This is a genomic window from Pantoea rodasii (assembly GCF_002095465.1).
GTDB lineage: Bacteria > Pseudomonadota > Gammaproteobacteria > Enterobacterales > Enterobacteriaceae > Pantoea > Pantoea rodasii.
This window is the reverse complement of record NZ_MLFP01000013.1, coordinates 14,691-37,358: the sequence shown is the minus strand read 5'-3', so window position 1 is coordinate 37,358 and position 22,668 is coordinate 14,691. Positions and strand designations below refer to the sequence as shown.

Below are 22,668 nucleotides of genomic sequence, written 5' to 3'. Positions count from 1 at the left end.
GGATGGAGAGGAATGAATGTCTAACGGTAAGCCTTTGGAAATAATCGCCGGTTCGGGCCAGGTGCTCGGCGCAAACTATGATGGTGAGGGCGTGAACTTTGCCCTGTTCTCCGCCCACGCGCAACGTGTTGAGTTGTGTCTGTATGATGAAACCGGTCAGCACGAAATTGCCCGGTTTGATCTGCCGGAATATACCCATGAAATCTGGCATGGCTACGTGCCGGGCCTGCAACCTGGCGCACTGTACGGTTATCGCGTCCACGGTCCTTTCGAGCCGGAAAACGGACACCGTTTTAATGCCAACAAGCTGCTGCTCGATCCTTATGCTCGCGAACTGCGGGGCAATATCGAGTGGAATGATGCGCACTTTGCTTACGACCTGCTTCATGAAGATAAAGATCTGACCTTTGATGAACGCGACAGTGCTCCGTTTACGCCAAAGTGCCGGGTGATCGATCCCAATGAATTTGACTGGCAGGATCGCAATCGCCCCGTGATTCCCTGGTCAAAGACAGTGATCTATGAGACGCACGTAAAAGGCTTTAGCCAGCTAAACCCGGCTATACCGCCTGAAATGCGCGGTACTTACGATGGCATGAGCAACAAAGCCACCGTTGAGTACATCAAAAGTCTCGGCATCACCTCGGTTGAGCTGCTGCCGGTGCACTGGTTCCCGGACGATCAGCATCTGCTGGACAGAGGCTGAAGAACTTCTGGGGTTATAACTCACTGGCATTTTTTGCTCCCGCCTCACGCTACTTTGGCCCGCGTGGCATTCAGGGCTTCCGTGACATGGTGCGCGCTTTCCATGATGCGGGCATCGAGGTGATTCTGGATGTGGTCTACAACCACACCGCCGAAGGCAACGAACTGGGTCCAACGCTGTCCTTCAAAGGCATCGATAACTTCTCTTATTACCGCACGCTGCCCGACCAGCATCGCTATTACATCAATGACACCGGCACCGGTAACACCGTCAACACATCCCATCCGCGCGTGCTGCAGATGGTGATGGATTCACTGCGCTATTGGGCAGAATCGATGCATATCGACGGTTTTCGTTTTGATTTGGGCACCATTCTCGGCCGTGAGCCAGAAGGCTTCGACCAGCGCGGTGGTTTCTTTGATGCCATGACGCAAGATCCGGTACTGTCGAAATTAAAACTGATTGGCGAGCCGTGGGATATCGGACCAGGTGGCTATCAGGTTGGCGGCTTCCCGCCTGGCTGGGCGGAGTGGAACGACAAATACCGCGATACGGTGCGTGAATACTGGAAAGGCGATAACGTCTCGACAGATTTTGCCGCTCGCCTGCTCGGTTCCGGTGACCTTTACGATCAGCGCGGACGTCGTCCATGGGCCAGCATTAACTTCCTGACCGCGCATGATGGTTTCACGTTGAACGATTTGGTGTCGTATAACGAGAAGCATAACGACGAAAATGGCGAAGATAATAATGACGGCCACAACGATAACCGCTCATATAATTACGGCGCGGAAGGCCCAACCGATGATGAAGGCATCAACGCAGTGCGCGAGCGGCAAAAGCGTAACTTCCTTGCCACACTGCTGTTTTCACACGGTACCCCGATGCTGTTGGCAGGCGATGAGTTTGGCCGCAGCCAGATGGGCAATAACAACGGCTACTGCCAGGACAGTGAAATCTCCTGGCTGCACTGGGAAAACCTGCCGGAATCCGCGGATGCTTTGCGGGAATTCACACGCCATTTGCTGACGTTGAGGGCAACACAGCCTTTGTTACGTCGCGAAAACTGGCGCGACGGCATGGATATCAAATGGTTTAACGCCGGTGGCGGTTTCCAGCAGGAAGATCAATGGGATGATGGCAGCACGCTTGGCGTGTACCTCGGCCGTTCCGATCTGCAAACCGAAGAAGGCATCTGGCATGACGTGCTGATGCTGTTTAATCCGTTTGAAGGCAACGTGCCTTTCCGCATCCCGCAATTTGGTGAAGGTGGCTGGGTGCTGGAACTCACCACCTCCGATACCGCTAAGAAAGGCTTGGTGATCACCAAAGAGAAGGATTTCGAACTGGAAGGCCGCAGTATGGCGCTGTTTAGAAGGCCTTAAACTTCACAGGGAGACTGGTTTCCAGTTTCCCTGTTAAACAGCAAAAGCGTCAGGGCCTTTTGCAGCGAGCGTATTGAGGATACGTAACGCCGGGCCACTGGGTTTAATTTCTCCGCGCTCCCATTTTGAAACACTATCGACCGTCATACCCAAGGTATATGCCAGCAATGCCTGGCTTAGGCCATATTGTTTGCGCATCAGTTTGATTTCCAGGCCTGTCATGTCATGCACAGCTGCCACACGCTGGCGATACTCACTGGCTGAGATACGGGTGGCAATCTGTACGACATCCTCATTAGAGAGTAAGCCTAATGCTCGCAGTTCTTCTGCATCTTCAATCATCTCATTCAATGTTGCTGGCGTAGTTTTCATCGCAGTTCACCTCTCTGAATGTTCCTCTATTTTTTAGTTGTAACAGATCTGCCGCCGTTGCTTGCAAGTAACCTTTGGCAAGGATTTTATACGTCGCCAAAACATCATCCTCTATCTCTTTAGCGCATTTCTTGTTCATCCCGCCTTTGGACCATCCATCATAAAAAAACAGCGTATTTCCCCTTTTGAAAAAAATCACTGACCGGACTCCCCCACTTTTACCCGCTGTCAGGGCTAAGCGTTTTTTAATCACACCTCCGCCCAGGTCAGCTTCAAACTCTCCTCTTTCAACCTCGGCGGCCGCGTGGCAAAGGTCATCATCATGAAGGCTAGCTTTTTAAAATTCCGATCAAAACGTTTATGAACATAAATCGCCATTCCTTAGCCCTTAATATAAACCCGTAATGATTATTATCATAACCATTACGACTCCTCGGCAACATCAGCTTGTAAAGACTTCTGGGGCCAGCTCACAACACAATTATCTGGTACTGCTTAACATCAATAAATTGGCTAAAAATGTTGCAACTTCGCTATGAGCAATTTGATCGCCATCACCCCTCGATAAAAAATAATTAACTAAATCTCGCATTCTGCCGATGGTTATTAATCTGCCCGACTCCCTGTTTTTCCTGAACCAGGGTGCTTTTAGATTAAGGATAATTAGATGAACATCTCCCAGCGTCTCTTGCTGACCCTTTCCATGCTGTTTGGCGCCATCATTTTGCAGGCGGTGCTTGCCATCTCACTGCTGTCAGGATTTCAGGACCGTTTTGAATTTGTGCAAACCAATGCCATTCCCTCGATTAAGGATATCGGTAAACTGCTCGACCAAAGCAATCAGCTCTCGATTACGTTGTATCAACACCAAAGTCAGCTTCACGACAGCAACATGCCCGCCGTGGAAAAACAGATCGATGAGCAAATCAATGGACTGAAGTCGCTTACCGATTACTACATGGCCAACGATATCTCCAATGAAGAAGATAAGCGCCTAACCCTTGTCGCGCTCGAAAACATTCAACGTGTGGCGACGCAGTTACCGGCTTTTCTCACAGCATCGCGTGCCCACCAAAATGAAGTGAGCCTCGGCTTGCTGGAAGGGAACAATGGTATTGGGGCGGCCATTCGCCAGATGATCGGTGATTTCCAGACTCAACTGACGCTCAACATCAGCGCGGGCGATGCATTGCGCGCCACCAATCGCAGCACCTTCCATTTTGTCTTCTGGGCGACCATTGCTGGCGTCGCGGCAACTGTGGTGATCTTCGGCCTCTTCTCGCTGTTTACCGTGATGCGCATTCGTCGCAGCTTGAGCGCCGTGGGCAAGGTGATGCTGACGGCCAGTGAGAACCTCGATCTGACGGTGAGCGCTGACGAGAGCCGCCGCGATGAAGTAGGCAACATGGCACACTCATTTAATCTCCTGATGCAGCGCGTCTCTGAAGCCCTCTCTTCGGTGCGTAAAGCCTCTCAGTCCGTGAGCAGCGCTTCGGTGCAGATCTCAGCGGGTAACGAAGACCTTTCTTCACGTACCGAACAGCAAGCGGCATCGCTGGAGCAAACCGCCGCCAGCATGACTCAACTCAGTGAGACCGTGCGTCAAACGGCCGACAACACGCGACAGGCGAGCCAACTGGCCGCCAATGCCAGTTCACTGTCGGAGAAGAATGGAACCTCGCTCAACACCATGATCTCGACCATGGATGAGATTCGTGGCAGCTCGCGTAAAGTCACCGAGATTGTCTCAATCATTGAAGGTATTGCCTTCCAGACCAACATTCTGGCCTTGAATGCCGCCGTTGAAGCGGCTCGCGCCGGCGAACACGGCAAAGGATTTGCGGTGGTTGCGGGTGAAGTGCGTAGCTTGTCACAGCGTTCAAGCAACGCGGCGCGTGAGATTAAGGTGTTGATTGAAGAATCACATCGTCTGACTGAATCGGGTGCCACTCAAGCGGGCGATGTGGGCCGCAATATGGACGTGATGAATGATGCCATTCACCAGGTGAGTCAACTGGTGAGCGAGATTGCCGCTGCCGCCGTGGAGCAAAGTCAGGGCATCGGGCAGGTTCAGCAGGCGGTGAATCAGATGGATGATGTCACCCAACAGAACGCCGCATTAGTTGAGGAGGCTGCTGCCGCGTCACAATCGCTGCAGGAGCAGGCAGGTAACCTGAATCAGCTGGTCGGCAAATTCCATGTCAGCGATGCCATTGATATGCCACAGCCCCTCTTGCGAACCCTGCAACAACCAAAACCTCAGCGTCTGACGGTAATCAACGACGCTGACTGGCAAAGTTTCTAATGCCTGACCGTCCTGCGCCGCGCGTGCAGGACGGCTTTCTGCTACCCTTTCCGCTAACTTATGGATGGGGAAAAATATGGATTTTCAGCAACAGCTTCGCGGTAAATGGGCGATTTACGGCCTGATGTTTCTGCCTGGTTTCACCTGGGCTTCTTGGGTAAGCCGCACGCCTTACATGCGCGATATTCTGCATGCTTCCACGGAAATGATGGGCATGATCCTGTTCGGCTTTTCCTGTGGCTCAATGTTATGTGTGCTGCTGGCAGGGAAACTGATTACCCACTTTGGGACCAGTCGCGTAATGCGCTACGGTTTTATCCTGCTGTTGGCCGGAATCGCTGTGATGTTGAACGCCTTACTGCTGCATAACGCTTACGGCGTATTCGCCAGCCTGGTGCTGCTCGGCGGCGGCACCGCGCTAATTGATGTAGTGATAAATGTCGAAGGTGCGGCGTTTGAGCGCCTGATTGGCAAATCGATCATGACCACCATTCACGGCTTCTTTAGTTTTGGCACGCTGATTGGCGCGCTATCAGGCTCGCCATGACCGCAGCAGATATCAGCATCACATGGCATTTCGCCCTTGTGGTGGTGGTGAACGTGCTCATCATATCCACCGCATTACGCCATCTACCCGCCACCAGCGACAGCGAGCGCCATGAACAGGCGCACAGCGGCGGCTTTCTCGCGCAGGTCGGACGCGAACTGCGCGATCGCCAGCTGCTGATCCTTGGCGTGGTCATTTTGGCGATGGCACTGGCTGAAGGATCCGCCAACGACTGGCTGCCGCTATTGATGATCGATGGTCATAACCTCAACCACACACAGAGCACGCTGGTGTACGCAGGATTCACGGCGGGCATGACCGTGGGTCGTTTCCTCGGCGGCTATGTCGTTGATCGCATTGGCCGCGTTTGGGTACTGCGCGCCAGCGCGTTTTCGGCCGCATTGGGCTTATCGATGGTGATTTTCTCCAATAATCAGTGGTTAGCGGCGGCGGCCGTGCTGTTCTGGGGCGTGGGCGCATCACTGGGTTTCCCGCTCACCGTGTCGGCGGCTGGCGATGGCAAAAACAGCGCAATTCGTGTGACCATCGCGGCCACCCTCGGCTATCTGGCGTTTCTCGTCGGTCCGCCAGGGTTGGGCTTTATCGGCGAACACGCGGGGCTGCGCATGGCGATGCTGCCAGTGCTGGTCATGGTGCTGCTGGCGCTGTTCTGCGCGGGGGCTGCGGGATCTCGAAATTTGAATAAGGCCGACCAATCCGTATAAAGATGGCGGCCTTAGGGCCGCCTTCTTTACAGGTGAGCGCCTCTGGCACGTCGAAAGGATTAAGATAAACCGACGCTATGCCGCCAGCATCAATGGACCGTGTTCATCGTTAGCGGCGAGCAAGTGCGGATCATTGATGCGATGCACGATGGTTAACAGAGTGCCACCCACCTCATCCGGTTTGACGAGAAAAGTCACATCACTTTCCAGATAGGGTGGCGCGTCATCACGCAACCGATAACGAATCGATTTACCGGGCTCGCAGGCAACGGGTTGCCCATCCGCTAATGCTGCGTTGGGCAGCCAAACTTCACGGTATTCCGCAATACTGATAGCGCGCCACACTTTCTCCAGCGGCGCATCCAGTCGATACTCTTGCACGAGCTGGTTGGATTTATCGACTCCACTCATTGATCCATCTCCTTCAGCAAATTGTTTAGCGCATCTATTCTCGTCGGCCAGAAGGCACGATATTTAGCTAACCAGTTAACCAGAAGCGTCATACCTACCGGGTCGACTTCATAGTTAACAAAGCGCCCTTGCCGCTCTTCCCGCACCAAACCCGCGCCGCGCAATACGGCAAGATGCTGAGACATCGCCGACTGGCTGATCTCCATGCCGTCTCGCAGTGATGTTGCGTTCATGCGCCCCACCGACAATTTTTCAAATATGGCTCGGCGGGTCGGATCCGCCAGAGCTTTGAATATCGCGTTTTCAATCATGCTGATGACATTAGCACTGGCTTATTTAAGCAGCAAGATAATGTGAGGCGATGTCTTGCTCGGTGACGATCACTTTCGATACCAAACCGTATTCCACTGCCTGCTCCGCACTCAACCAGAAATCACGCTGAGTATCTTGCTCAATTCTCTCAATCGCCTGCCCGGTGGCATCCGCGAAGATGTGATTAAGGCGATTTTTCATGCGCACGATTTCGTTGCTGTAAATTTGCATATTGCTGGCGGGGCCTTGCATTCCGCCGGACGGCTGATGCAGCAAGAAACGGGTGTTGGGCAACGCGTAACGATGAGCCTTGTTGGCGGCGGCGAAAATCAACGCCCCTGCGCTGGCCACACAGCCTGAGCCAATCATGATCACTTCGGGTGTGATAAAGCGTATAGCATCAAAAATCATATCGCCCGATTCCGCATGACCGCCGGGAGAGTTGATGAAGATTGTGATGGGTTGATTGTTGATCGCTGCAAGAATATGCAGATGCTGCACCACTTCTTTAGCCATTTTTTCATCCACGGTGCCGGTGATGAAGATTTTGCGGGCGTTGAGCAGATGTTCCATCAAAGATGGGTTAAGTGGCGCAGCAGAAGGCGGCTGAGAAGATTCGGTGTCATGGTAGCGCATGGGATCACTCCGCAAATAGGATAGGAACCCACATACATTAGCAGTCACTTATTTGTTGGGCGAGCAATTATCAAAATAATCAAAAAATTTTGTGGTTTACCATACGTCTTCATCAGGGCACTACCAATGTGCCCTGACTCTCATTTGTCGGGAAAATTATTTCTTGCTGCTGTTGGTGCTCTCGAATTGCTGGGTGAGATAGGTACTGGTGTTGTTTAACACGCTGACCACTTTATCCAGATTGGTGAACTGCGTTTTGTAACGCGCGATCTTGTCATCAATGCGTTTACTGGTGGTGTTGTACTGATCGGTCAGCTGATTCAGTTTTTTACTGATGCTGTCGGTCGCTCCCTGAATCACCCCTTTACTGCTCAGGAAAGCCGTAAAGGTGGTGTCTAACACCGTGGTCACCCCGGTTTTCTTGCCATCACCGGAAAACATGTCACGCACCGCATCCGGTCGGACCTGCAGCGCGCTGGTCAGCTTATCAGCATCCAGCTTCAGTTTACCGTCATTGGGATCGGTGGTAATGCCCGCCTGGCTCAGCGTTTTGTATACGGAAGAACCTGAAGAGTTAGCCAGAATGCTTTTCAGCTGGGTTTGAATGTTGCGCAGCGTGCCATCGCCCAACAGTGCACCGTTTTTGCTGTCCTGATCTTTGCCTGCATCCACCGCCGTGTATTTGGTTAAGGTGCCGATGGTGTCCTGCAGCGAGTTATAAGCATTGACCCATTCGGTGATGGCAGTTTTTGCCTTGCCGGTGTCACTGCTGACCGACAGGGTCTGATTACCGCTGGTTTTGTCATTCAACTTCAGCGTGATGCCTTCCACCGCATCGGTGATGGTATTGCTGCTGCTTTCAATCGCGACATTGTTAACGGTCAGGCTGGCATTCTGCGCCTCCACACTCTGCGTCATGCCACTGTTGGCAGCATCTGCGGCATCGAACCCAATAAACCCGTGCAGCGTGTCATCGCCAGTAATGCTTAACGATTTCACTGCATGTTCAGTTCCGGTGGCGGTTGAAGTCAGTGACAAGCGAAACTCGCTGCTGGATACCTTAATCAGGCTGGCGCTGATGCCCACGTTGGATTTGTTGATGGTGTCACGTAAAGCCGAGAGCGAGGTCTGATCTTTAGTCAGCGTGATGCTCTTCTCTTTGCCATCTGCCGTGACAAATTTCAGGATGCGCGAGTCACTGCCATCGCCCATCGCTGCTTTGACATCCGCCTTAGGCAAGCTGGTCAGCGTTTGTGATTGCGCTAAATGATCCACACTGATGGTGTATTTGCCCGCCAGCGCGCTGCCGTTAGAATCGGCGCTGAATGCGCTGGAACTGGAAGTGGTGCTGGTTGCGGTATACAACCCCGCATCTTTTAGTTTGGTGTTAGCGGTCTGAAAAGCCTGAATCGCGGTTTTAAGTGTGCCGTAAGCAGAAAGCTTCGCCGTTGCGGCGGACTGCTGCTTCGAAATCGGTGCCAGCGACTGTTTTTCCGCAGCGGTCAGCTTGTCCAAAATGGTGCTCAAACCCAATCCTGAACCCACACCTAATGTTGAAATCCCGGCCATGTACGTAACTCCTGTTATTTTGACGTTACGGTACTATCGGCGACTTAAGGCAAACCTTTAAGAAAACCTGATCATTTCTTTACGTTATCCTTACGCAAGGCCTTACACTTTGCACAACATCAGTGCAGACGCGGTGTTAAGGCTATTTTCCTTACTTTTGAATCATCCCGCTGCTTCGCAATAAAACATGACGCGTCTCACATTTAACTGTCAGTATGCTTGTCGGAATCGCTGAGCGGCTTATGATCCAGCCAGATTGTTACTGCGTTCTACGCAGGCAAAACCTGACACGCCGCCCTCCCGGTGGGTCAGGTTTTTTCTTTTCAGGGCAGATAAAAATGAAAATCGCGAAGATCCTCAATAACAATGTCGTGGTGGTGCTGGGCGAGAACGGCAAAGAACAGGTCGTAATGGGTCGCGGGCTGGCTTTTCAAAAACGCGCAGGTGATGAACTGGATGCGCAGCAAATTGAGAAAGTCTTCGCTCTGCAAAGTGACACCCTGACCGGGCGTTTAAGCGAACTGCTGTCTGATATTCCGCTGGAGGTGATCACCACCAGCGAGCTGATCATCGCCAACGCGCGTCAACAGCTGGGACAACCGCTGCACGAAAGCCTCTCGATTGCTTTGTGCGATCACTGTCATTTTGCGATTGAACGCCACCAGCAAGGCATCCCGATTCGCAACGTGCTGAAGTGGGAAATCAAAACGCTCTACCCGAAAGAGTTTGCGCTGGGCATTGAGGCACTGGCATTAATCCACCATCGCTTGGGTGTGGTGTTGCCTGAGGATGAAGCGGGCTTTATCGCCCTGCATTTGGTTAACGCGCAGCTGGGCAGTGACTTTGCTGATGTGTCACACGTGACGCAATTTATGCAGGAGATTTTGCATATCGTGAAGTATCGGTTGCAGCTGGATTACCGCACCGACAGCCTGAGCTATAACCGCTTCGTCAACCATCTGAAATTTTTGCGCAACGCATGCTGGGCAAGCGCGGCGTGTGCAGTGAAGATGAGTCATTGCATGATGTGGTGCGCGATAAATACCCGATTGCCTATCAATGCGCCGTGAAGATCGACAACCACATCCAACAAAAATACCTTTATGCCCTTTCCACTGAAGAGCGCATGTTTCTGACCATTCATATTGAGCGAGTGCGTAAAGAGACGCTGGCGTTGCAGGAAGATGCGGACGAGGCTTAAAACCGGGCGCGACGGCGCCCGGTAACATCGTTTACTTCAATGCTGCACCGTGGCTGCGAATCACGTCCTGATACCAGAAGAAGCTCTTTTTACGTGAACGCTCCAGCGTGCCGTTGCCCGCGTCATCGCGATCGACGTGAATGAAACCGTAACGCTTCGAGAACTCTGCTTTAGAGGCGCTGACCAGGTCAATCGGTCCCCAGCAGGTGTAGCCCATCACATCCACACCATCTTCAATCGCTTCGCGCACCTGCACTAAATGGTCATTCAGATACTGAATGCGGTAGTCATCATTGATGCTGCCGTCGGCCTCGACTACATCTTTGGCGCCCAGACCATTTTCAACGATAAACAACGGCTTCTGATAGCGGTCATACAAGATATTAAGCAGGATGCGCAGGCCTTCCGGATCAATCTGCCAACCCCATTCCGAGCTGGCGAGATGCGGATTGGGCACCATCGACAAGATATTGCCCTGCGCTTTCTGGTTCTCTTCTTCATTGGTGGTAACGCAGCCGGTCATGTAGTAGCTGAAGGAGATGTAATCCACGGTATTTTGCAGGTCGCGTTTGTCTTCATCAGTGATGGTGACGGTGATGCCGCGATCGGCGAAAAAGCGTTTCATGTAGGCCGGATAAGCACCGCGCACCTGCACATCGCCGAAGAATAACCACTCGCGATTCTGCTGCAGCGTTTCCAGCACATCGGCCGGACGGCAGCTGAGCGGATAAAGCAGCGCGCCGAGCAGCATGTTACCGATCTTGCCGTCCTTCACGATTTCATGACATGCCTTCACGGCACGTCCGCTCGCCACCAGCTGATGATGAATCGCCTGATAGATCGCTTGTTGATCGCTCTCTTCTGGCAAGCCGACGCCGGTAAACGGCGCGTGCAGCGACATATTGATTTCATTGAAGGTTAGCCACAGCTTCACTTTATGCTGGAAGCGGGTGAACACGGCACGGGCATAGCGTTCGAAACAATCAATGGTGATGCGATTACCCCAGCCACCGTATTGATTGATTAAGCCGTAAGGCATCTCGTAATGCGACAGCGTGACCAGCGGCGTGATGTTGTACTTTGCCATCTCATCAAACAGGCGATCGTAAAAGGCCAGCCCCGCTTCGTTTGGCTCCGCTTCATCACCCTGCGGGAAAATACGCGTCCAGGCAATCGAGGTGCGCAGCACGGTGAAGCCCATTTCAGCGAACAGTTTAATGTCTTCCGGGAAGCGATGATAGAAGTCGATCGCGGTATCTTTGATGCCAAAATCATCGCCGCTGCGTTCAACGCGTGCGCCAAAAATGCCTTTGGGTTGCAGATCCGAGGTCGACAGCCCTTTGCCGCCTTCCTGCCATGCGCCCTCAACCTGATTGGCAGCGACGGCGCCGCCCCATAAAAATGCGTCCGGGAAACGTGTGGTCATTTGCTTGCTCCTTGGTTATTTCAGCACGGCCAGCAGCGGTGAGCCTTCACTCACCGCGCTGTTGTTCAGGGTTAACACATCAATAAAATCGTCACTGTTACTCACCAGAACCGGCGTGGTGAGGTCAAAACCAGCGGCTTTTATGGCTTCAATATCAAACTCCAGCAGCACGTCGCCCACTTTCACCGGCTGATCGTTCTGCACCTGAGGATGGAAATATTGCCCATCGAGTTTGACGGTATCGAGTCCAACATGAATCAGCACTTCAGCGCCTTGATCTGACGTCAGTCCAATTGCATGTCCGGTACGAAACATCGAAGAGACGACGCCGTTGATCGGTGACACTACGCGTCCGGTTTGCGGCACGATGGCGGCCCCTTTACCGAGCAGACCGCTGGCAAAGGTTTCATCGTTAACCTGGTCTAACGGCAGCACTTCACCGGCCATGGGGCTGACCACGCTTTCACGGCGCGTCAATGTCACGGGCGCGGGGGCGGCTACCGGCTCCTCTACAGCGGGTTGCGGTGCGGTCTCCTGCAAGCCAAACAGATAGGTCGCGATGCAGGCGAACAGCAAAGCGACCGCTGCACCGGCGAAAGATGCCAACACGCTGGCATCAATCCCGGTAGTGGGCACGACCTGAATAAAGGTGAAAATGCTCGGGAAACCGAAGGAGTAAATGGTGGTGTGCCAATAGCCGAGGATCGCCGCACCCAACGCGCCGCCAATACAGCCAAAGATAAACGGCCGACGACGCGGAAGCGTCACGCCATACACCGCGGGTTCAGTAATGCCAAAAATGCTGGCGGTGAACGCCGAACCGGCCATCGCTTTAAGTTTTGCTTCGCGAGTGCGCAGGAAGATGCCTAATGTCGCGCCCGCCTGGCCCAACACCGCGGGCATCAGCAATGGCAGTAAAGTGTCGTAACCGAAGTTGGCGAGGTTATTGAGCATGATCGGCACCAGGCCCCAGTGCAAACCAAAAATCACACAGATTTGCCAGATTGCGCCCATCACCGCACCCGCAATCATCGGGCTAAGGCTGTAGATCCACAGATAGCCTTCAGCCAGTAAGCGGCTGAGCCAGGTCGCCGCCGGGCCAATCGCCAGGAAGGTCAGCGGCACGGTGATTAACAAGCACACCAACGGCGTAGTGAAGTTACGCACCGCTGATGGTGAACGCGGGTGTACCCAGCGCTCAATCAGGCTCGATACCCACGCGGCAAAGATAATGGGGATCACCGATGAGCTGTAGTTGAGGATTTCTAACGGGATGCCAACAAACGTCAGTGGCTTACCAGCCTGTTGTTGTAGCGCATCAAGAATCAGCGGATGCACCAACGCGGCGGCAATCGCCATGCTGACAAACGGATTGCCGCCATATTTTTTCCCGGCGCTGTAGCCAAGCAGGATCGGCAGGAAGTAAAACAGACCGTCACTGGCGACAAACAGGACTTTGTAGCTGCCGCTGGTCGCGTCCATCACGCCGAGCACTAACGCCAATGCCAGCAGACCTTTGATGATGCCTGTGGCGATCATCACACCGATAAACGGCGTAAAAATGCCGGAGACCAAATCAATAAAGCGGGCAAACAGGTTTTGTGGCTCAGCCTCCTCAGCGGCGTGTTGATCATCCAGCGCATGGCGTGCGGTCAGCGCACGATAGACATCCGCCACTTGATTACCAATCACCACCTGATACTGGCCGCCGCTCTCCACCACCATGATCACGCCAGGATTGTTTTTCAAAGCGGCCGTTTGCGCTTTGTTGCTCTGCTTCAATTTGAATCGCAGGCGCGTTGCACAGTGCATTACGCTGATAATATTCTCTTTACCGCCTACGCCCGCTACGATGTCATCTGCCAGTTGCTGATATTCCATCTTCCCTTCTCCTGCAAAACGCCCCGAATTTCGTGCAAAAAAAACCTGAGGCGCGCCCTCTTCAATCGAAAAAGGGCGCGCCTCAGGTTTTGCCTGCCGAACAGTAACAATCCTTAACGCGAGCTATCTTGCTGAGCATTGCCGGAAAGTGGCAAGCAGTTTTCTAAAAGGGCGCTGAGAATTGTGAAGCGCGTCAACAATTTTCAGGAAGGCAACACATGTCCCGACCGTTGCAGTGCCGATAACGCCAGCGCACTGAGCATCACACCGATAACGATCAAAAACTTATAGCTCAGCGTCTGAAGCAGGAAAATACCCAGCACGCCACCGAGCAGAAAAGCCATCACCGTGAAGAAATGCAATTTCAACCGTTCGATGTAGAGCGGTGCGTCTTTTGGGGACTCTTTGCGGCGCAAGACGTCAAACAGCATGGCCAGTTCAATGCCGATATCGGTGGCGGTACCGGAAACATGGGTGGTGCGCACGCGCGCGTTAGAAATGCGCGTCACCACTGCATTTTGTAATCCCATCAAGAAACTCAGGCTCAATATCAACAACACGCCTGATTCACTGAAGCTAAACCAGCTTTCGATTACGCCTAGCGCCAGCAGTGCCAAGCCTTCCAGCAGGATATTGATGGCATAAATACCGCGAATCTGCTTTCTGCGGCCGGAGTTGATAATCAGGGTTGAAACCGAGGAACCCGCAACAAACAGCAGCACAATGAGCAGAAAAAACAACCCCACGTGCAGGTTGGCTTTCGCCAGATGATCGGAGAGGGACGAAACGTTGCCGGTCATATTGGCCGAGAAAAAACCCACCGTTTCAAATGCAGCGGTGTTAAGCGCGCCCGCCACGGCCGCCAGCGTGCAGGCAAGTCGAATATCGGTATTAAAGGTGCGCGTATTCTCAGAAGTGATCAGCATGGCAATTTCCGGCCCTGGCAAAGAGCCACATTTTCCTCCTGCGATCGAAAATGCACAAGCGTCAGGCAGCGCCATCGGTATAGGAACGGGTGACTTTAGCGGAATAGTTCAGCGTGGTATTTAAACAGCTCAAGGTCGCTATTGATGCCAAGTTTTTTCATTCCAGCCTGTTTATGGCCACTGATGGTTTTACGACTGCGCTTTAATTTCTCGGCGATTTGGTTATTTTGCATACCTGCCAGCACGCATCGAATCACTTCGGCTTCACGTGGAGAGAGCTGTGTTTCCAGCCGAGGACAAAGGGGCTGATTTGATGTGCCGACGGGGATAACCCGCTCGGCAGAATCGCGGGCGCGCATAGGTATTTTGGTCAGTTCAATTTGAATTTGTTCTGGAATAAAACGCTGTCCACGACTGACAACGCGAATGGCATGCAAAAAGGTATCCGCCGGTTCTCGTTTGCTCAGATAGCCTTTAACCCCGAGCTGCAATGCCGCACGGATAACCGCAACATGTTCCATGGAAGAGTAAAGTAGGATGTTCAGGTCAGGATGCCGGGAGAGGATTTGTTTGATCAGCGACAGACCATCCAGCTCATCGCTGCCGAGAATATAATCCAGCACCAGCACATCCATTGGATGCTGCTGAAGCGATGTGAGCAGCTCGCGACTGTGACCAAAACTGCCACTCATTTGCATATCCTGTTGATTGCCGATGACGATTTCCATGGCCAGTCGAATCATGGGATGATCGTCCAGTAATGTTACTGTCGTTTTAGCATCTGTTAAGCACATCACCCAAATGTCTCCCGTTAGCCGCTGACTTCAACAATCCCGGCGGTATGATCGGGTTTACATCACCGCAGGGCTAGCGTGAAGCGACGGGAATAGCGTCATCCTATGCTATTTAGCGTGTAGGGAGTGACTGAAGCACTAATATCCAAATGAGTGGATTAAAAGAGAAGAGAAATCATGTTAAATGGGTTCGATTAAAACCATACTGCATCAGCCGCTCATGAAACTGGACATTATTCTCGCAGTGCAGCTTTGAATAGATCGAGCGTTTATAATGGCTGATGGTTTTATTATGCAACCGGACACGCAACGCAATTTCTTGCTGACTGCTAAAACGAGCAAACCATTTTAGCATGTTGAATTCCTGCTGAGAGAGCGCAGGCAAACTGCTGCGTGGCAGCATTTTATGAGGCAGTTCCGTTGTCAGATTTAAGCTACTTAGGATCTTATTCAACGACGCTTTCTTGGTCATTACCTGAACCGCGTTGATTTCATGCGTAAAGAAATTCAGCAGCGCCGCATCCGTTATCGCTGTCAGCACCCGCACCCGCACTTGTGGATAAAGTGCCTGTATCAGGCGCAGAAAGGCGTAGATTGATTCAACGTCATCAACCTCCGTTTTTAACTCAATGATAATCGCATCAATATGTTGATAGATTAAAACTTGTTTCGCCTTACCGAGTGAAGCACATGAAATGAGTTGATGATGAGGTTTTAATAATTCTTGCAGACCCAAAGCGACCCAGTTATTAGCATCAATGCTTAGTATATTCATATTAGTTAGCTGAACGATTAAAAACCCATTTAATCGTGATGACCAGGATTTTAACATCGGACAATAATTCTTTTTTTGTACGATAACGCCTACAAAATTTTAATTCGCCCTCACTGGCGAAGCCGCAACCGCGCACTAGAATTATGGGGTGACTAGCTAGTCCTTATCTCTCACGGAACATTGATATGAGGTCTTCCTATGAAACAACAGAGCTACAGAGGCGGTGCAGGGAATTTTGCCAACGATCCGGCACGAGCAAAAGAAGCTGGAAAAGCGGGAGGCAAAGCCAGTGGAGGCAACTTCAGAAACGATCCTGAACGCGCCGTTGAAGCGGGTCGGAAAGGAGGCAAGATAAGTCGCCGTCCTCCAACAAAGTCTGAGTAAAGCGCTTTAGGGATTTTTTCTGCCAGGGACTGGCGTCTTTACCTTAATGAATGCGGCCTATGCGATTCAGCCTCAACCCGGTTGGCCACTGCCCTTCCTGCTTCTCCATGCTAAACCAAATGGCGACAGCCTTACCCACCAAATTGCGCTCGGGCACAAATCCCCAATAGCGGCCATCGTAACTGTTATTGCGATTATCACCCATCATGAAGTACTCGCCAGCCGGCACCACCCACTCGCCTACCTGTTGCCCCGATTGATGGAAGAATTGTTGGCTAGCAATCACTGAGTCAGGTTTCTGCAAAATGCGGTGAGTGACACCGGCCAGGGTTTCAGTGCGCATCAGCAATCTCTGCTCTGCGGCAGTTTCCTGTCCGAAAGGCCTGACATAAAAGCCCGGTTGCGCCCCGGCAGTTTCAACAAATTCGCTGGGTTTGAGCGCGCTGTAACGCGTAGTTAAGGTCGATGCGCAGGGCTCAGGTCCCTGACAAGCGGGGAAAATGGTCAGTTGTTGCGTGGCTGGATTAAACACCACCTTGTCCCCCGGCAGGCCAATCACTCGTTTAATAAAGAGCTGGGATTCATCCTGTGGGAAGGTGAAGATAGCAATGTCGCCGCGTTGAGGATGGCCAGTGGCGATCAGCGTTTTCTGATTAAACGGATTGCGTAATCCATACGAATATTTATCCGCCAGCACCCAGTCGCCGGTTAGCAGCGTCGGCATCATCGAGCCAGAGGGAATGCGGAATGGCTCCCAACCAAAAGCCCGAACCAGCAATACCACCGCAAGTAATGGAAAAAGTGACGCCGAAGTATCCAGCCAGCCAGGAAGTCGTGCTTTCGCGGTGGGTTTTAAGGCTGCTGAGCCTCGATCCAATCCTTCACTGCTCGTGGGTGAAGCCTTGACCAATACCCGGTAACCCCAGCTCAACCCAGTGAAAACCACGGCAATAGTCAAAATCAGGGCGAAAATGTTCATCATACGTGCGTTCCAAGGGTGCCCTGCAGTGGCGGTAAGTGAATATTCTTCATTAATGTGCGTGCTCAATATATATCAGGCATCATGCGCGGACTCACCCTTACGTGCTTTGCGGCTCGCTTAATTTAGTCGGAAAGCTGAGGCTTGAGTTATACGCATATCAATGCGATATTCTCCCTATTATCAATATCTAATCAATCAATACGTTTATTGCCGGGAGTGATCATGTCAGCTGAAGAGAGAATAAAGGTACTCGAAGATATCGTGCTGCGCTTGAAAGTTGAAACTGATGTACTACGCGAACTCATGATTAAGCAGGTTGCGTTGAATAATATCTCATTCAAGGGCAAGTATGACGAGGTGATTATAAACATGGCGAAGGAGTACGAAGAGCGAGGTCTTGATGTCGCACGTAACCGGGCGATGCATGAAGCGATGCGGCAGTACATTAATGATGATGCTTCACCGAACGATTGACCACGTTAAAACCGTCTGTGCAACGCTGTAAAAGAGCCGCGTTCGCGGCTCGGTTTTAAGAATCAGATAGTGGGTTTTTGATCATCGGGTAAATCCCGACCGTCGTTCTCATTATCATCTTCATCGGGTAAGGGTAAATCGTCGCCAGGCAGTGGCTTAACATCATCTGGACGTTCTGACATATATACCTCCATTCACCCTGATTGGGTCTTTATAGTTTAGTGACGTGATAATTTAACGCGGTGGCGAATAATTCATTCTGTGAATCAAGCGTAAGATATTTTTTAAAACGTTTGCGCCTATAGCCCTGCTGGGCTTTATCAGCTACGGGCTTCGCTTAGTGATCAATAATTCAATAAATTACTCATTGCTGCATGCAGTTTAAACATAATGATGCCCTGCCTTCAGGGTGATGCGTGAGGAAATATTGCCATGCATGCGGAGAGGAATAGAACGATCCCATAAATGTGCGCTTTTCAAATGCCGGGGCCCATTTACAGTGCGTACGATGCAAGTTGCAGCAACCATCAGCGTCTTGTTGGCTAAAAACAAAGAAATCCGTAGACGTTAAGTTCATGGGAGATACCTCATATTGGGAATTAACGGCATCAGCTTGTGATGCTTTGGGTTGCCCATTAGATGAACAGCGATACTCTGAACTGGCATTCTTATTATAGTTGACGAAAACATCATCTCTAATTTTAAGTTGACCTAATCTTCTGATTGCCGATCCGTTTTACGATTCCCGAGCCTTGATGCCAAACGTTTAATTAAGCGAGGCGGTTAAGAAATAATGCCGTTTGATCCCCTTAGTGCCATTGAGATTATTCTTAAATATCGAAGCAGACCGTTCAAAATCCGATTATTAAGTAAACTTAAATCTCAACCAGCCGGGAGGATAAGTCATGGCCAGCTATACCATCAGGGTCGAGTTAAACTCGCCAACACCAGATGCACAATCCGAACTGCTTTATATTATGTTAGAGCACGGTTTTTCTCGCTGTGTTGTTTGTGAGAAAGGCAAAACATTCGTATTACCCTCTAATGAGTTTGTTTATGTAGGGTACGAAAATTTAAGAACTTTAACCGACAGAGTGGCAACACTCATCGATAGCTTCAGCCCTAATCCTCTGGTGCTGGTCACCCAATCCGCAGAGCGCTGTTGGTCGGGTTTAAATGGCGTTAAATTGGCGTGAGGGCTGAGGGCAAGAGCTATCCATGTGCAGGTAGCTCATTTTTTAAGTTTACTTTCATAAACCCTTTTCTTGTTCTTAATCTCCCATTGCCATAGCGAGTGAGTGCTTGTAGCTGTTTTTTTGCGAATTGATGAGCCTTAATTTTATCAAGCACCCCCTCATTCATATAATTCTGGATGAGGTTAAGCCTTCAAGCTTGCGTGATAATATTTCCACATATCGTTTAAAAAAATGGGGTTATCCTTGAATTTATAAAGCCATCAAAATGTAACAAATAACAATATGATATTAACGGCCTCGCTTATTTACCTCCCTGCCAGATTAATCTGTAAAGCTCGCCTGATGAAATAATGGCACCTATTTAAAAGGCAAGGCTGTGCCATACTGTTGGCACCGAATTTAACAGGGAATTGGCATGTTTCACTTTATTTTGTCCCTTTTTAGCAGCCCAGAATCACTGCTACAAGTCATGAGCCAGCAGGATATGCAAGAATCCATTCAGGAAGGTGACAGAATCATCATTGATGAAGATGGTAACGCTTCGGTTAATCCCCTCAGCCCCAAAGTTCAGCGCGATTTTTCCCACCACGTCAAAACCTTGAAGGATATTTAAATGGGCACGGCAATATTTATGGTGCTGATGGTGTGTGGCTATTGGTATACCAGTCGTGACATGTCGAGTCGGTTGAAGATCAAACGCTCCTTTGGCTGGGATGTGTATTTTTTGATCGCCCTTTATGGCTGTATTTTTGTTTTGCAGGGCGTGCTGGCTACCGGAATTGTCTGGCTACTGTTACTCGCCGCTTCTGCCCTCAATAATACGTTTGCATTAAGCAGCCTCGTCCATGCGCGCTGGCATGTGGACTTTATGACATGGAGTTTCTTGGGTATTCAGGCACCGGTGGTGATTATGCTCGCCTTCGCCGTGCTGTTTTGTGTTTATCGTTCAAATTGGGCAGGCAGTGCTCGTTTGACTGCCAGCAGCCGCAGAGACCTGTATCAGCATTTATCACGCTCAAATGGTATTGAGCAGATGCTGTTGCAGTGCATGGAGGAAGGAGAATTGGCGTGGGTTACGCTGAAATCGCGTCGCATCTATATTGGCATGATCCATGCGGCCACCTTTGAGCATGTCAGCACCGCCAACATCGTTTTGATCCCAATGCTAAGTGGATATCGCGATGCCCGCACGCTCAGTCTCGCCGTTGAGCATAATTACAGCCGCTGGTATCACCAACACAGCATTGATTTTATGTCTAAGCCCAAAACGGCGCTGGAGTTTCGGAAGGTGATTATGGTGGACCAAATCGAAAGCCTGTCGCTGTTCGACCCCGCCAGCGCTAGCGCACTGGCGATGAGTGACATAGAGACGGATGACGTGAAAACTGAGGCATCAAGCTAACTTCCATTTTAGCCAGTTATCCAGTTCGCTTTCAGGCAAGGGGCGGGAATGAAAGAATCCCTGCGCCTGATCGCAACCAAACTCTTTTAACGCCTCCAGCGTCTCAATATTTTCCACCCCTTCTGCCAGAACCACATAATCGAGTTCTTTCAACATGCCGATAATGCTGCGTGTGATGATGCGTGAGGCTGTATCCGTGGCGAGCCCACCGATGATTGATCGATCGAGTTTCACCACATCCAGAGGCATTTTGCGCAGATAGCTGATATTGCTGTAACCAGTGCCGAAATCATCCAGTGCAATACCAAAACCACGCAGTTTTAGCATTTCCAGACCCTTAATGGCAGCGGCGCTTTCGATGATGCGTTCGGTTTCCAGACATTCGATACCTAACAGGCTTGTCGGCAAGCGCGCCTTGATCATCTTATGCTCTAACCTGTCGGCAAAATTCTCCTGACTAAAGTCACGCACGCTAACGTTCACCGTGACAGGCAACTGTATAGCCTGTCCCGTAAGCCGTTTTAAACGCTCAATGGTTCGATCAATCACCCATTCGGTGATCTCTTGCAGCAGCGTCGTTTGTTCTGCAAGCGGAATGAACATCGCAGGAGAGAGTTCACCTCGCGTGGGATGGCGCCATCTGATTAACGCCTCAAGACCGATGGGCAAACCGCTGCTCAGGCAGATTTTGGGCTGGAAGACCAGATACAGCCCATGATTGTGCCGAACCGCAGTGGCCAAATCGTTGACCAGGGTGAAATCGTCTGTGCGGCGCTCATCATTTTTTCGCTGAAGCTCATGCAGGGGATCCCACGGCAAATGGCTTCATGCAGCGCGCTGACGGCGCGACGCAGCACTTCCTGAGCAGAGGTTTCCGTAGGCGAAAACAGGGTCTCGCCAGTGCGCGTGGCCAAATCTACCGACAATCCCTCGCCTATCTCAGCGCGAACACCCTCCATACGTTGGGCAACCCACTCAGCGCTGAACTGCGTGTCATGTTTAGAGAGCAGCGCAAAGCGACCGGTAGCCACGGTATAGAGCAGTTCATCTTTGCCAGGGCGAAGCCGTAACGGCAGTAGCGTTGCCATATCTTTGAGCAGCCCTTCAACCGGCGCCATGCCCAGCGAGCGCGCCAATTCATAGGCACGTGGCATATCAATACAATCGATTAACACCAGTCGACGTGAGGAACTGTCACCCGCCGCGCGCAGCGACTGAAGGTCACGCATCAGCTGCTGGCGGTTGGGTAATCCCGTCACCAGATCGGTAAAGCCAACGGAATGCCAGGCTTCGAGAAACGAGATCACCAGTTGGGAAAGCAAGGTCATGGTCGCCAGCTTTTCCGCGCTGAATGCCCGCGGTTCACCATCAACTACGCATAACGTCCCTAATACCAGCCCTTCCCGACTTTTAAGCGGCACGCCAGCATAAAAGCGAACAAAGGGTTCGCCGATAACAAAGGGGTTGGTTGCAAAGCAGGCATCCTGTCGAGTATCAGGAACGACCAGTGGATTGTCTCCTTCGACCACATACTGGCACAGCGAATCAGCACGCAGCGTTTCACCGACGCTAAAGTTATGTGCCGCTTTAATGTATTGGAAGTCATCGTCCATGACCGAGATAAAACTGCTGGGTACATCCAGCGTTTTGCTCACCAGATCGGTGAATTTGCTCAGTACATCATCACGGCAAATATCCGGAGTCCGAAGCGCCTGCAGCGTTATGCAGCCCGGCTTATATTCGTTAATGTCGCTCATAAGCACGCATCCATTCCACTGGCACTGATTGCAGCTGAGAACTTAACAGAATAACTTCATTATCATTAGGGAGAATATCCGCCATTTTGCGTCTATTTTGCTCATTATTAACCTGTGAGTAGCAACATACTAAGCCTGCCGTCACAATTTGTCATGCTTAATTATCCTCACAAAAACCTTACAATAGTGTTGATAAAAACCGTCCCTGAAGGATTTAAAGCGAAGCGTTTTAAAAACATAAATATAAAAATGCAAGAAGTCGCAAAACATAGCAGGCTAATTAATAAACCTTTTGAATTATAACACCGTATTCAATGGGTTATTTGCCTTCCAAACAGATCCAGACGACACATTGCAGATCGAGTGATAAAGGATTATCGCATCATATCTCACAGGTAATTATCCTTACCGCCATCTTCATATTTGCGCTTCGCTTATTATTAGCCCGCGTTTACCCGCTGCACTTTTATTTTAACTTATTATGATCACACCCGAACCTTCA

General features: G+C 51.1%; 19 protein-coding genes and 4 pseudogenes. 10 read left to right on the top strand and 13 right to left on the bottom strand.

Translation table 11 applies throughout. The annotated features are described in order from the left end of the window. The first annotated feature begins 16 nt into the window (after nt 1-16). Nucleotides 17-2,091: pseudogene (gene glgX / locus HA45_RS16180) on the top strand (glycogen debranching protein GlgX). 33 nt (nt 2,092-2,124) lie between these two features. Here the strand turns inward: glgX and HA45_RS16175 are convergent. Both HA45_RS16175 and HA45_RS16170 read right to left on the bottom strand, forming a co-directional pair. Continuing rightward, complete coding sequence (locus HA45_RS16175; protein WP_240629298.1) at nt 2,125-2,463, bottom strand: helix-turn-helix domain-containing protein; 339 nt, start codon at nt 2,461-2,463, stop codon at nt 2,125-2,127. After that, a pseudogene (locus tag HA45_RS16170) lies at nt 2,435-2,737 on the bottom strand (type II toxin-antitoxin system RelE/ParE family toxin); the annotation flags it as partial. The pseudogene HA45_RS16170 and the gene HA45_RS16175, both read right to left, overlap by 29 nt. 393 nt (nt 2,738-3,130) lie before the next feature. On the opposite strand from HA45_RS16170, the gene HA45_RS16165 reads away from it, so the two are divergent. The 3 genes from HA45_RS16165 to HA45_RS29080 all read left to right on the top strand — a co-directional run bounded on the left by HA45_RS16165 (nt 3,131) and on the right by HA45_RS29080 (nt 6,040). Beyond that, on the top strand, nt 3,131-4,768 hold the full coding sequence (locus HA45_RS16165; protein WP_100704134.1) for a methyl-accepting chemotaxis protein: 1,638 nt from the start codon (nt 3,131-3,133) through the stop codon (nt 4,766-4,768). A 76-nt stretch (nt 4,769-4,844) separates the two neighbouring features. After that, on the top strand, nt 4,845-5,315 hold the full coding sequence (locus HA45_RS29085) for an MFS transporter (protein ID WP_366557347.1): 471 nt from the start codon (nt 4,845-4,847) through the stop codon (nt 5,313-5,315). Beyond that, on the top strand, nt 5,312-6,040 hold the full coding sequence (locus tag HA45_RS29080) for an MFS transporter (protein ID WP_366557346.1): 729 nt from the start codon (nt 5,312-5,314) through the stop codon (nt 6,038-6,040). The genes HA45_RS29085 and HA45_RS29080 overlap by 4 nt, the downstream gene beginning before the upstream one ends. A 75-nt stretch (nt 6,041-6,115) precedes the next feature. Here the strand turns inward: HA45_RS29080 and HA45_RS16155 are convergent, their stop codons facing one another. The 4 genes from HA45_RS16155 to fliD all read right to left on the bottom strand — a co-directional run bounded on the left by HA45_RS16155 (nt 6,116) and on the right by fliD (nt 8,968). Continuing rightward, nucleotides 6,116-6,451, bottom strand: a complete 336-nt coding sequence (locus HA45_RS16155) for an SRPBCC family protein (RefSeq protein WP_100704136.1) — start codon at nt 6,449-6,451, stop codon at nt 6,116-6,118. Beyond that, nucleotides 6,448-6,762, bottom strand: coding sequence for an ArsR/SmtB family transcription factor (locus HA45_RS16150; RefSeq protein WP_100704137.1), 315 nt, complete (start codon nt 6,760-6,762; stop codon nt 6,448-6,450). The genes HA45_RS16155 and HA45_RS16150 overlap by 4 nt, the downstream gene beginning before the upstream one ends. A 25-nt stretch (nt 6,763-6,787) precedes the next feature. Beyond that, nucleotides 6,788-7,399 (bottom strand): ATP-dependent Clp protease proteolytic subunit, encoded by a 612-nt coding sequence (locus HA45_RS16145; protein ID WP_100704138.1) that lies wholly within the window; start codon nt 7,397-7,399, stop codon nt 6,788-6,790. Nucleotides 7,400-7,555: 156 nt separating this feature from the next. Further along, nucleotides 7,556-8,968, bottom strand: coding sequence for a flagellar filament capping protein FliD (gene fliD / locus HA45_RS16140; RefSeq protein ID WP_100704139.1), 1,413 nt, complete (start codon nt 8,966-8,968; stop codon nt 7,556-7,558). A 338-nt stretch (nt 8,969-9,306) separates the two neighbouring features. Between fliD and licT the strand changes: the two are divergent. Continuing rightward, nucleotides 9,307-10,169, top strand: a pseudogene (gene licT, locus HA45_RS16135) (BglG family transcription antiterminator LicT). A 31-nt stretch (nt 10,170-10,200) separates the two neighbouring features. On the opposite strand, the gene HA45_RS16130 reads toward licT, so the two are convergent. The 5 genes from HA45_RS16130 to HA45_RS16110 all read right to left on the bottom strand — a co-directional run bounded on the left by HA45_RS16130 (nt 10,201) and on the right by HA45_RS16110 (nt 16,028). Further along, nucleotides 10,201-11,595, bottom strand: a complete 1,395-nt coding sequence (locus HA45_RS16130; RefSeq protein ID WP_100704141.1) for a glycoside hydrolase family 1 protein — start codon at nt 11,593-11,595, stop codon at nt 10,201-10,203. 15 nt (nt 11,596-11,610) lie between these two features. Continuing rightward, nucleotides 11,611-13,476, bottom strand: coding sequence for a PTS beta-glucoside transporter subunit IIABC (gene bglF, locus HA45_RS16125; RefSeq protein WP_100704142.1), 1,866 nt, complete (start codon nt 13,474-13,476; stop codon nt 11,611-11,613). 203 nt (nt 13,477-13,679) lie between these two features. Next, nucleotides 13,680-14,402: a YoaK family protein gene (locus tag HA45_RS16120; RefSeq protein WP_100704143.1), complete on the bottom strand. Its 723-nt coding sequence runs from the start codon at nt 14,400-14,402 to the stop codon at nt 13,680-13,682. A gap of 95 nt (nt 14,403-14,497) precedes the next feature. After that, complete coding sequence (locus HA45_RS16115) at nt 14,498-15,196, bottom strand: response regulator transcription factor (RefSeq protein ID WP_100704144.1); 699 nt, start codon at nt 15,194-15,196, stop codon at nt 14,498-14,500. A 175-nt stretch (nt 15,197-15,371) separates the two neighbouring features. Next, nucleotides 15,372-16,028: a helix-turn-helix transcriptional regulator gene (locus HA45_RS16110; protein ID WP_100704145.1), complete on the bottom strand. Its 657-nt coding sequence runs from the start codon at nt 16,026-16,028 to the stop codon at nt 15,372-15,374. 141 nt (nt 16,029-16,169) lie between these two features. On the opposite strand from HA45_RS16110, the gene HA45_RS16105 reads away from it, so the two are divergent. Next, nucleotides 16,170-16,355 (top strand): con-10 family general stress protein, encoded by a 186-nt coding sequence (locus HA45_RS16105; protein ID WP_084931166.1) that lies wholly within the window; start codon nt 16,170-16,172, stop codon nt 16,353-16,355. A 43-nt stretch (nt 16,356-16,398) separates the two neighbouring features. Here the strand turns inward: HA45_RS16105 and lepB are convergent, their stop codons facing one another. After that, complete coding sequence (gene lepB, locus HA45_RS16100) at nt 16,399-17,337, bottom strand: signal peptidase I (RefSeq protein ID WP_100704146.1); 939 nt, start codon at nt 17,335-17,337, stop codon at nt 16,399-16,401. 222 nt (nt 17,338-17,559) lie between these two features. On the opposite strand from lepB, the gene HA45_RS16095 reads away from it, so the two are divergent. The 4 genes from HA45_RS16095 to HA45_RS16075 all read left to right on the top strand — a co-directional run bounded on the left by HA45_RS16095 (nt 17,560) and on the right by HA45_RS16075 (nt 20,409). After that, nucleotides 17,560-17,811, top strand: a complete 252-nt coding sequence (locus HA45_RS16095) for a hypothetical protein (protein WP_100704147.1) — start codon at nt 17,560-17,562, stop codon at nt 17,809-17,811. A gap of 905 nt (nt 17,812-18,716) precedes the next feature. Continuing rightward, nucleotides 18,717-19,007 carry a hypothetical protein gene (locus HA45_RS16085; protein ID WP_100704149.1) on the top strand — a complete coding sequence of 97 codons (291 nt, stop codon included), beginning with the start codon at nt 18,717-18,719 and terminating at the stop codon, nt 19,005-19,007. 415 nt (nt 19,008-19,422) lie between these two features. Next, nucleotides 19,423-19,620: a hypothetical protein gene (locus HA45_RS16080; protein ID WP_100704150.1), complete on the top strand. Its 198-nt coding sequence runs from the start codon at nt 19,423-19,425 to the stop codon at nt 19,618-19,620. After that, entirely contained in the window at nt 19,621-20,409 is a 789-nt protein-coding gene (locus tag HA45_RS16075) for a hypothetical protein (protein ID WP_100704151.1), read from the top strand. It begins immediately after the preceding gene. Here HA45_RS16075 and HA45_RS16070 read toward each other — a convergent pair. Beyond that, nucleotides 20,401-22,166, bottom strand: a pseudogene (locus tag HA45_RS16070) (sensor domain-containing phosphodiesterase). The gene HA45_RS16075 and the pseudogene HA45_RS16070 sit on opposite strands and share 9 nt — an antisense overlap. Between the last annotated feature and the right edge of the window lie 502 nt (nt 22,167-22,668).